Genomic DNA, 9,895 nt, shown 5'->3' on the forward strand with positions numbered 1-9,895 from the left:
TATAAAATATGCTGAGCATATTTCTGTTTTTCCTGCAGTTTTCATGCCATTATTCATTACCCGGAAGAGCTGAATCTAATTCTTGACTGTACAAACAATTATTTACCGCCAGCAATACCGGATTATTGAGGAGAATTCAATGCTGCAGGATTATGGTGAAATTATCACCACCAGCGACTAATTATTATCCATCTGATGCAGGGCTTTTACCGCCCGATGGAGCAGTCCGGAGCCGACAATGGAGGTGGTATTCCGCCCCGCATGTTTTGAACGATATAGCGCGGTATCCGCGAGATAGCAGAGATCCTCCCTGGAGATCGTATCGTCGCTGTTGAAAGCAACGCAGCCGATACTGGCGGTTACCCGGATTTCCTGGTTCATATAGAAAAACCGGCGGACCTCGATGGACCTGCGCAGACGCTCTGCAATTGAGTAGGCTGCACAGGCATCGGCATTGTGCAGGAGCACCATGAACTCTTCTCCCCCAAAACGAGCGGCCACGTCGCCTTCACGCACGGAGCTTCCGATCATGGAAGCCACCTCTTTTAACACGAGGTCCCCCGCCAGGTGACCGTATCTGTCGTTCAGACGCTTGAAATAGTCAAGGTCGATCATCAGGATGCTGAATACCCCGCCGTAGCGTTTTGTCCTGCTGATCTCCTCTTCCATCTCTGATTGAATAAAGGCGGTGTTGAAAAGCCGGGTCTTGGAGTCGGTTACGGAACTTGAATAATGGATGCTGTTCTGCATGGCGATGGATACGAAGCTCATCAGCCTGTCCACATACGCAAGTTCACTTATGGAATAATCCCCCCCCACGATTTTGGATGAAATCACGACCATACCATAGAGACCTGTATGGCCTTTCACCGGGATTACAAGCTCCGGGTCCATAATATTCAGATCTTCAAGTGCAACGGGATCCTGCAGCTTTACCTGCATATCGGAAAAGCGGACAAGACCGATGTTTTCAGAAAAAAAGCCGTCGAAGGGTGATAAATCAATAAGATGGGTCTCAGGAGGATCTTCCTTCATATTCCGGAAGGAGAGGACCTTGACCTCCGGTCCGCCGTCCTGGGAGTAGATAAAGGAGAGACGCCGGGGTATGAATTTATTCAGGAGAAATCCCGCGGCAGTGCGGGCTATTTCAGGGATCTCTGTCTGGGTAAATATGACAGTCGCTTCCCCCAGAAGATCATTCCGTTCAATAACAAGACTTTTGAGGCGGTTAATTTCTTCGATTATACCCAGACGGTCGAGAAGATCGTAATGAGAAAGCACCTCAGGGGTGTTCAGAGCATCCGTCATTTCTTTTCCATCACGACCATTACCGTCGAACATGAAGACGATTGTAACCAAGAACCTTTTTCTCGACAAGACGGGCAGGAAGAAGATAAAATATCTTTGTTATCAGCATGGTTTTTGGTATGCTGAGCGGGGCGAACAGGCATTTTCCTTTTTAGTCGCCCTGACAAGGAGGACGGGATGGACCAATTTGAACTTAGTCTTCTGGGAATTCTGCTGGCAGTTGTCTATAATCTTGTGATCGGCAGTCTCTGGTACAGCCCAATGATGTTTGGAAACCGATGGACTGTGCTTGTAGGTCACCGGGAGGATGATCTTCAGGGAGGGATGACCCCTGGAATAATGCTGGGCGCCCTGGCGGTAGCGCTGGTTGAAGCCCTGGGTTTCAGCCTTCTCAAGAACTTTACCGGTATGGACGGTTTTTTTGGAGGACTTTTTCTGGGGCTTTTTATCTGGCTGGTTTTCCTCGTACCCCCCTTCTTTAATCGTGTTCTCTATGAAAAAGCACCCAGAGAACTTTATTTTATCAATGCCGGCACGAATATGGTCACCTTTGCCGGTATGGCCGCCATAATCGGAGCGGTATAACAGGTTCGACACAAAAAAGAAAAGGACCGCCCGCCGGACGGTCCTTTTTTGTACCTGTCTTTCTCGAACCCTTAATACGCAGTCAGGCCGCCGTCTACCGGCAGATTGACTCCATTCAGGAACGAAGCCTCTTCGGATGCAAGGTAGAGAAAAGCCTGGGCGACATCTTCCGAGGTGGCAAGACGGCCAAGGGGGATCTCTCCATATCGCTGTTCCCTCAGTACAGGATCTGTCAGAACCTTCTGCAGGCCCGGGGTATCCACGGTACTGGGATGAATACTGTTGCAGCGTACGTTGTCCTTCGCGTAACGGGAGGCAATTGATTTGGTCAGCAGGGTCAGCGCCCCTTTGCACATGGTATAGGTCTCATTGGTGAATTTGTGTCCCACAAGACCGCAGATGGATACCATGTTAAGAATGGAACCGCCACCGGAGTTTCTCATAAGCGGCAGGGCGTGTTTAATCCCCATAAAGGGGCCTTTGATATTGACAGAGAGCATGGTGTCCAGGTCAGCTTCGGGCATCTCTTCGATATCCTTACGGATATTGATTCCCGCATTATTCACCAGAACATCCAGCCGACCCCGGGAACCCCTGATGGTATCCATGACTTGCTGCCAGTTGGCTTCTTTGGAAATATCCAGAAAAGCGAATTCGGCACCACCGGCCTCAGCCGGTTGAGGCGCGAGCTCTTTCGCAAGCGCCTCTCCGGCTTCCCGGTTCATATCGCAGATAAAGACATAGGCACCCTCTTTGCGAAAGGTCGCGGCAACTGCTGCGCCTATTCCCATGGCACCACCTGTGATAATACAGACTTTATCCCGCAGTTTCATGACGCCGGGCCTCAGGACTGTTTTCCGGCTCGGACCTTAACGCCCGCCAGCTTTTCATAGTACTGAATAATTCCGCCGTGATCGTCCTTCTGCTTGCCGTCAACCTTGAGGGCCTGCATGATCTCCATGGACTGAGCAGTGAGGGGTACGGGTACTGAAAGCTCGTGAGCGGTATCCAGGGCATTCTGAATGTCCTTGATATGCAGCTCAATCCGGAAACCGGGCTTGTAGTTGCCTTCCAGGACCATGGGAGACTTGGCATTCAGAACAGTGCTGCCGGCCAGTCCGCCCTTGATGGCGTTAAAGACCTTTTCCGGATCAACGCCGGCTTTGGTCGCGAGAACATAGGCCTCCGACATTGCCGAGATGTTCAGGGCGACAATAATCTGGTTGGCAAGCTTGGTGACGTTACCGGCGCCGATATCTCCGCAGAGAACAGCGGACGCACCCATTACAAGGAGTATGTCCTTAACTTTGTTGAATACCTCTTCCTTTCCACCGACCATGATTGCAAGACTTCCGTCAATCGCCTTGGGCTCTCCGCCGGAAACCGGAGCGTCAATCATTTCTATGCCTTTCTTGGCAAGCTCGGCAGCCACTTCCTGGGAAGCGAGGGGAGCAATGGAGCTCATATCCACTACAATGCTGCCGGACTTCGCACCCTCGATAATGCCGCCTTCTCCAAGACATACAGCCTTGACGTGAGGAGAGTTGGGCAGCATGGTGATGATAATATCGGTCTTGCCGGCGACGTCCGCTGCGGAGGTTCCCGCTTCGGCTCCAGCCGCTACAACCTCATCCAGATTAGGCTTAACTACATCAAATGCAACAATCTCGTAACCTGCTTTAAGCAGATTCTTTGCCATGGGCTTACCCATGATTCCAAGACCAACAAATCCAAGTTTCATCTCAATACTCCTTAATAGATAAAATTTCCATAAAAAAATATGAATCTCCGGGCCGCAGATACGGCCGGCGACTTCCATAACTCACACGCACTGATCAGTCCCCGGTAAATCGCTTCTCTTCCCTGAGGCGGACAATAGTCCGGGTAACATGTTCCTCCATAAGCGCCTGTGCTGTCTGACTGTCCCTCTTCTTTATTGCATCAAGGATGCGCTTGTGAAAATCAAGTCCGTCCTGGGGGCCCAGCAGACTGACGATATTCTCCATGGAGGCACAGAGAATATCCTTTATGATGCTGTTCACCTTGAAAAAAACCTGGTTTTTGGTCGCCCCGGCCAAAGCAAGGTGAAAATCCAGGTCCGCATGGGCAAACTCGGTGCTGTTCTCTTTACATTCCACCATCTTCTGATAGTAACTATCGAGGATTGCGATATCCGCTTTGGTGGCTTTTTCCACAACCAGGGCGACTATGCCCTTTTCCATGGTCTGCCGGTATTCAAGAACATCATAGATGCTGGTCCGGTCGAGGACCAACGCGGGAAGAAGATTGTTAATGTAACAGTCCGAGGAGGCGGAACAGACAAAACTCCCCTCGCCGTGTCGGGTTTCAAGCAGCCCCAGAGTAGCCAGTCTATGCAGGGCTTCACGTACAGAGACCCGGCTTACACCGAAGAGTTCGGATAATTCTCCCTCCGATGGGAGCTTCTCTCCGGCCTGCCAGACACCTTCTATGAGACGGGCTTTAAGCTGTTGAAAGACCTGGGCACTGACACGTTCGCGCCGTACCCGTTGTACCGTTACCTTGTTCATCCTCTCTGACCACTTGTATGATAACTTACAATGTCGCCAGCTGTCAACGCATCACGATGGCCAGACCTGGCTGCCTCCGTCGACCCGAATGACCTCTCCGGTAATAAAACGGGAGGCATCGGTTGCCAGGAATTCCACCGCCGTAGCTACCTCCTCGGGCCAGCCGTACCGGTCCAGGGTCCCCTCATGGACCTTCCGGGAATCATCCGTCGGCCTTGAGGCAATATAACGCTCGGTGAGGGTATCCCCGGGGGCAATAACGTTGACATTGATGTCCCAGGGCCTCAGCTGAACTGCCAGACAGCGGGAGTACTCATGCACTGCGGCTTTTGAAGATGCGTAGATAGCCGCACCGGGAAGACCTTTAAGCCCGGCGATGCTTCCGATATTGATTATCTTCCCGCTTTTCCTCTCCATCATCTCCGGGGCTACCGCCTTGCAGCTGTATACACAGGTCAGGAAGTTCCGATCCATAACGGTTTTTATGTCTTCCACGGATATGTTTGTCGCATCGTTGCCATCGGGTTTTCCCGCCATATCCGCCGCCACACCCTTCGTGCCGATATCACCCCCGGCATTGTTGACCAGAACATCGATGGCCCCGAGTTTCTGGTGGATCTCATCAACAATCCTCTGTACTGCCTTCCAGTCGGTAAGGTCTCCCGTTACCGCCAGACAGGTAACTCCGTATTTTTCGGCCACAGCCTTTGCGTTGCTTTCCAGGCTCTCCCCTTCGTTGAAGACTCTGGTGGAGTCCGGACGGCTGCCGTGTATAACCACGTTGGCCCCACAGGAAGCGAAGTGTTCAGCAATGGCTTTTCCAATACCCCGGGAAGAACCTGTTACCCAGACATTCTTTCCGGAGAGGGAAAGATTTCTATTTTGCATAGCTAACTCCTAGATTAGTATGATATAATACAACATTATGTGGGGAAATGGACACAATCTCAAGGGTAAATGCGGAAATTGCATTTTAATTTGATACCGCACCCCATACCCGCCGTATTCTGTACGGATAAATCTGCACCTTACGGAGAGAAGGATGGAAAAGAAAACTGTCGAAAAGATAGCGAAGAAAGCCTACGATCTTGGTTTTAGCTTTGAAAAAGAGTATCGGGGCTGCGCCCAGTGCGCCATCGCGGCCCTGCAGGATGCGCTGGAGGTACGGAACCCCGAGACCGACGCTATTTTTAAGGCGGCCACAGGAATGGCCGGGGGCGGAGCCAGGCAGATCGATGGAAACTGCGGCGCCTATGCCGGAGGAACCATGATGATCGGCTACCATGTCGGCCGGGAGCGGGACAACTTCGCCGATCCTGAACAGATCAGGATGGAGAACTTCAGACTGGTCAAGAAGCTGCATCAGCGCTTCATCGACGAGTTCGGTACTGTCACCTGCAGCGAGATCCACACCCGCACCATGGGCCGCCCATTCTATATTGAAGATCCCGACGAGTTCCAGAAATTCGAGAATGCCGGGGCTCACACCGACAAGTGCACCCGGGTCGTCGCCCTGGCGGCCAAATGGAGCACCGAGATCCTGGCGGAAGAGGGATACCTGGATAAATAAAAGCTCCGGGTATCAGATCAGCGAAGCCAGCACAAAACTCAAAGGGATGGTAATAATGCCCAGGGCCGTGGTCAGTACCACGATGCTCTGGGCATCCGATGAATCGATGCCGTAGCGGGCGGGCAGAACATAGGAGAAAACCGCAGACGGAAGCGCCGCGGCAACAAGGACCACCGTCCTGGTCAGGCCTTCCAGCCGGAAGAGATAGACCGCAGCGATACCCAGCAGAAACCCGACACCTATCCGCAGCAGGATTCCCCAGAACACCGCGGCATCGATTTTCGGCCTGCGCATGCTTAAGGAACCCCCCACAATAAAGGCCGCCAGGGGAGCGGCTGCGGCACCGGCGAAACGGCAGGTTTCCAGAATTGTCCCGGGAACCGGTATCCTGAACAGATGAAAAAGAAAGCCCAGAACTGCGGCTATCAGGATCGGGGACTTCAGGGAAAGCATAAGACCCTTGAGATTGAAGCCGCCGCCGATTATCAGAAAACCGAAACTGAAGAGAAAGAGTCCGTAAATCTGGTCGAAGACTATAATGATGTTCAGGGCTTCGCTTCCGCTCCAGAGCTGCATCAGGGGAAAGCCGAGGAAGCCTGAATTCATGAAGATAACCGGCAGGGCCAGTCCCCGGATATCCCTGCCGGCAATCCGGCCGTAGACCACGACAATCAGGTAGGTACTCAGCATCAGAAAGAGCACTGTGGCCAGCAGATCCCCCATATCATCCTGACTGACCGTGGATTCATAGAGACTGACAAAGACCAGCAGGGGCATGAAAAAATCTACCAGCACCCGGGAAAGGGTATCCTCGCTGATGGGAGCGGCCGCGGACATCATCCAGCCGCCGGCTATAACGGCAAAAAGAGGGAGCAGCACACTGAGGGTATCAAGAAAGTAGCTGAGCATGGTGTACATAAAGACCTTTCCTGTTTTGTTTTAGAGTTTTTTCAGAGGCTTCCTGCCGGAACTCAGATTCGCAACAATCTTTCCGCTGAGGGCGGCGGTAATGACTCCACCGGGCCAGAGACTGTAGTGCCCGCAGGCCCGTAAATTCCTTAAAGGGGTGGAAAATAGATTGAGAAACGGGAACCGGTATACCGGGGACTCCCTGCCGTCATAGCACCAGCCTCCCGAGGACCCCCCTGTATTCAGGGAAAAACGTTCGCTGGAAATCGGCGTTCCCACATCGGTGTAGAGGACCCGGGATCCCAGACCAGGAACGAGGTTTTCCGCCAGGCCCGTGAGTTCTGCAGCTACCCGTTCCTTGAGCCGGGAATAGGCCTCCGGACGGGGACCCGCAGCCTGTCCGATTCCCCAGCAGTCCCGCCAGTCGTAAGAGCTGAAGGTCTGCAGGACAAGAGAAGACTGACCTGGCGCCGCCGCGTTGGGATTCTCTTTGCCGAAATGGTTCAGGGTAAGCCACATCCTGCCGTGAACATCCTCGGGGGATTCTGAGGATGGAAAAATGACATCGTAATTGGGAAAGTAGAATACATGCTGAGCCCCCAGACGCTCGTCAAGCTCTTCCGTCCCCGCGCTTACTCCCAGGTATACGTTCACCAGAGATTCGGTCAGCTTTGCCCCTTCAATTTTTTTTACAAAGGAGGGCTTGAAAACCTCCGGCCCGAGAATGCTGCCGACCAGGCGTTTGTAGTCCCCTGCATAGATAAAGCTGTCACCGTAAAAGACTTCCCCTTTTTCGGTACGTACGGACCGGGCCCTGGAGCCCTGGTGCTCGATTTTTTCCACCCGGGTATTGCAGCGCAGATCCCCTCCGAGTTGCGTGAAATTCTCCGCCAGAAGATCATGAAAGGCCTGCATACCCCCTTCGGGATACCAGTAGTCCTTCATCCAGAGGTGCCAGAACCCGGCGAAAAAGATAAAGGGCATATGATAATAGCCGATCTGGGTGAACCATTTTTGCAGACCAGGGTCACGGATAACCGAACAGGCCTTGACCCGGTAATCGAAGCTTAGCCAGCGCCGGAGCTTCGGAAGCCAGGGCAGCATCGAGGCGAGTCCGGAAATGGAAAAATTGTGCAGAAGGGGGAAACTCCAGGGATCCATCTTGCTCTCGATAAAACGGGAGACCTCCCGGACCTCCCGGAACAGTACAGGTATTCCCTTCTCCCCGGGAAAAGCAGTCTGAAGCGCTTCCTCCACCTCCTGGAAGGAGTCCACACGGAAGTCGAAATCCGGGGATACCATCCTGAAGCGGGCTTTGTGCCAGCGCAGCTTATCGAGAAGTCCGAGTTCGTCCAGAATGGGAAAAACAATACCGAGACTTTCGAAAGACTGGTCTCCGCCGTCAAAGTAGAAACCTTTTCGCCGGAAGCCGGACATGTTGCCGCCGGTATGGTGGTTCTGCTCAAGAACCAGGGTTTTGAGTCCCCGTTTTGCACAGGCATTGGCCGCGGTCATACCGCCCATGCCGCCGCCGATAATAATGATATCGTACTTTTCCATCTTTTTATTGTAGTGTATCCGCTTTTCTAAAATCCATACTGCTGAGAAAAATTATCATGAAGAAATTGCCCGGGAGGCATCCACCATGGCCTTCAGGTTCTCCGCCGCTGTTCCCGGCACAACCTCGCAGCCCGAGCCCAGGATGAATCCGCCCTCGAGTCCCTTAACCGATTCAATACAGCGTACCGATTCTTTCCTGACGAGTTCCGGGTTTCCCTGAAAGAGAACCGTGGTCGGCTCCAGGTTGCCCATGAGGCTTATGTCGGGTCCTGCAAGTTCCCGGGCATCAGCCAGCTCGACCTTTGCATCGATTTCCAGGACATCGGCCCCTGTCTTTGCCATAAGGGGAAGGATTTTCCGGGTATCCCCGCAGATATGGAGGATTGTCACTGCAGCCTTTTCACGCGCCGCCGGTGCAAGGGCGGAAAAAACCTTTACCTCCCAGGGATAAACGTACTTCTCGTAGATAGCCGGGGAGATCATGCTCAGGGAGGCCAGGGAGTCTCCGGCCTGGGCGGTGTCCGAACCCGTATCCAGGGCCGCTTTGAGAAAGAGGATAAGGGCGTCCGAGGAGAGTTCCATAACCCTGAAGATCTGCTCCTCCTTCTCGCGGTCCTCGTCGGCCTCACAAAGGGCAATCTGGGTCAGGAACTCGGTGGTTCCTCCCACCAGGTAACTCGCCAGGGAGAAAGGACCCGTTCCCGGGGCGCGTACGGCAACTTCGTTGCCGAAGTGCTCACGCAGAAGGGCGACGGCCTCCAGGTAAACCGGCATACGGCCGTCCTTCCAGGGATCCGGAACCTTCAGGCGATCGACCTGATCGAGACTCTCCACTGCAGGAGCCGTGAGGTTCGGGGTTGTGTTCACCGGCTGGTTTATTTGGCAGCCGAAGCCCTCGGCAATGTAGTAGTTATCCGACTGGGCGACCACCACATCCTGGCCCACGGCCTCCCAGGCGCGGATCTGGGCTTCCGCCATCTTTTTGGGGTCCGTATTGTAGACGGATATGGGGATTCCAGCCAGCACAGCCCCGAAATTGCCGCAGTAGGGGGCCACCGGAACCCTGTCCAGGCTGCCCCCCCGAACCGCCGCGAGAAAACGTTCCCTGGAGGTCACAGGCACAGCTCCATCAGCTGTCGGCTTAAAGGTACTGCGGACTCCGCATCGGGGGTGGAGGTCTGAATCATCACCCCCCGTCTGCCGAAATAATCGAGGATCTTCTTCGTATACGCTGCCAGGTCCACCTGAGCCTTGTCTCCGTGGTCCCAGTAAAAATGCCGCAGGCAGAGGGGAACCTTGCCGGCGGCGGCATCCCGGATTACCTCCCAGTTCGGGTTCTGGGGAATGGTAAAATCGAGTCCCTTGAGCCCCTCGGTCTCCATCATCGGTACAACGACGTTCTGCACATCCCCGC

The 9,895-nt window shown here is 53.6% G+C and carries 11 protein-coding genes; 2 read left to right on the forward strand and 9 right to left on the reverse strand.

Going from position 1 to position 9,895, the window contains the following annotated elements; genetic code table 11:
* Nucleotides 1–177 precede the first annotated feature (177 nt).
* Complete coding sequence (locus tag B4O97_RS02925) at nt 178–1,308, reverse strand: GGDEF domain-containing protein (protein WP_158084123.1); 1,131 nt, start codon at nt 1,306–1,308, stop codon at nt 178–180.
* A 177-nt stretch (nt 1,309–1,485) separates the two neighbouring features.
* Here B4O97_RS02925 and B4O97_RS02930 point away from each other — a divergent pair, with 177 nt between their 5' ends.
* Nucleotides 1,486–1,893 carry a DUF1761 domain-containing protein gene (locus B4O97_RS02930; protein WP_083048147.1) on the forward strand — a complete coding sequence of 136 codons (408 nt, stop codon included), beginning with the start codon at nt 1,486–1,488 and terminating at the stop codon, nt 1,891–1,893.
* 71 nt (nt 1,894–1,964) lie between these two features.
* Here B4O97_RS02930 and B4O97_RS02935 read toward each other — a convergent pair whose 3' ends face one another.
* The 4 genes from B4O97_RS02935 to B4O97_RS02950 form a co-directional block, all read right to left on the reverse strand.
* Nucleotides 1,965–2,726 (reverse strand): SDR family NAD(P)-dependent oxidoreductase, encoded by a 762-nt coding sequence (locus B4O97_RS02935; RefSeq protein ID WP_083048149.1) that lies wholly within the window; start codon nt 2,724–2,726, stop codon nt 1,965–1,967.
* Between the two features lie 11 nt (nt 2,727–2,737).
* Nucleotides 2,738–3,634: a 2-hydroxy-3-oxopropionate reductase gene (gene garR, locus B4O97_RS02940; protein WP_083048151.1), complete on the reverse strand. Its 897-nt coding sequence runs from the start codon at nt 3,632–3,634 to the stop codon at nt 2,738–2,740.
* A gap of 94 nt (nt 3,635–3,728) precedes the next feature.
* Nucleotides 3,729–4,442: a FadR/GntR family transcriptional regulator gene (locus tag B4O97_RS02945; protein ID WP_083048153.1), complete on the reverse strand. Its 714-nt coding sequence runs from the start codon at nt 4,440–4,442 to the stop codon at nt 3,729–3,731.
* A 51-nt stretch (nt 4,443–4,493) separates the two neighbouring features.
* Nucleotides 4,494–5,330: an SDR family NAD(P)-dependent oxidoreductase gene (locus B4O97_RS02950; protein WP_083048155.1), complete on the reverse strand. Its 837-nt coding sequence runs from the start codon at nt 5,328–5,330 to the stop codon at nt 4,494–4,496.
* A 154-nt stretch (nt 5,331–5,484) separates the two neighbouring features.
* Here B4O97_RS02950 and B4O97_RS02955 point away from each other — a divergent pair, with 154 nt between their 5' ends.
* The gene (locus tag B4O97_RS02955) at nt 5,485–6,012 is read left to right on the forward strand and encodes a C-GCAxxG-C-C family protein (RefSeq protein WP_083048157.1); all 528 of its coding nucleotides are present in this window, start codon (nt 5,485–5,487) and stop codon (nt 6,010–6,012) included.
* A gap of 12 nt (nt 6,013–6,024) precedes the next feature.
* Here the strand turns inward: B4O97_RS02955 and B4O97_RS02960 are convergent, their stop codons facing one another.
* The 4 genes from B4O97_RS02960 to B4O97_RS19420 form a co-directional block, all read right to left on the reverse strand.
* A complete protein-coding gene (locus B4O97_RS02960; protein WP_233142885.1) occupies nt 6,025–6,930 on the reverse strand; it encodes an AEC family transporter in 906 nt (301 codons plus the stop codon).
* Between the two features lie 21 nt (nt 6,931–6,951).
* Complete coding sequence (locus tag B4O97_RS02965) at nt 6,952–8,481, reverse strand: phytoene desaturase family protein (RefSeq protein WP_083048159.1); 1,530 nt, start codon at nt 8,479–8,481, stop codon at nt 6,952–6,954.
* A 54-nt stretch (nt 8,482–8,535) separates the two neighbouring features.
* Complete coding sequence (locus B4O97_RS02970) at nt 8,536–9,597, reverse strand: uroporphyrinogen decarboxylase family protein (protein WP_158084124.1); 1,062 nt, start codon at nt 9,595–9,597, stop codon at nt 8,536–8,538.
* On the reverse strand, nt 9,594–9,895 hold a 302-nt coding region (locus B4O97_RS19420; RefSeq protein WP_158084125.1), incomplete at its 5' end, for a hypothetical protein. The genes B4O97_RS02970 and B4O97_RS19420, both read right to left, overlap by 4 nt.

The organism is Marispirochaeta aestuarii, assembly GCF_002087085.1.
GTDB lineage: Bacteria > Spirochaetota > Spirochaetia > JC444 > Marispirochaetaceae > Marispirochaeta > Marispirochaeta aestuarii.

Bases quoted from the DNA above. Each gene is read 5' to 3' on its own strand.
- B4O97_RS02925 (WP_158084123.1), bottom strand. From the start codon at position 1,308: ATGACGGATGCTCTGAACACCCCTGAGGTGCTTTCTCATTACGATCTT.
- B4O97_RS02930 (WP_083048147.1), top strand. From the start codon at position 1,486: ATGGACCAATTTGAACTTAGTCTTCTGGGAATTCTGCTGGCAGTTGTC.
- B4O97_RS02935 (WP_083048149.1), bottom strand. From the start codon at position 2,726: ATGAAACTGCGGGATAAAGTCTGTATTATCACAGGTGGTGCCATGGGA.
- garR (WP_083048151.1), bottom strand. From the start codon at position 3,634: ATGAAACTTGGATTTGTTGGTCTTGGAATCATGGGTAAGCCCATGGCA.
- B4O97_RS02945 (WP_083048153.1), bottom strand. From the start codon at position 4,442: ATGAACAAGGTAACGGTACAACGGGTACGGCGCGAACGTGTCAGTGCC.
- B4O97_RS02950 (WP_083048155.1), bottom strand. From the start codon at position 5,330: ATGCAAAATAGAAATCTTTCCCTCTCCGGAAAGAATGTCTGGGTAACA.
- B4O97_RS02955 (WP_083048157.1), top strand. From the start codon at position 5,485: ATGGAAAAGAAAACTGTCGAAAAGATAGCGAAGAAAGCCTACGATCTT.
- B4O97_RS02960 (WP_233142885.1), bottom strand. From the start codon at position 6,930: ATGTACACCATGCTCAGCTACTTTCTTGATACCCTCAGTGTGCTGCTC.
- B4O97_RS02965 (WP_083048159.1), bottom strand. From the start codon at position 8,481: ATGGAAAAGTACGATATCATTATTATCGGCGGCGGCATGGGCGGTATG.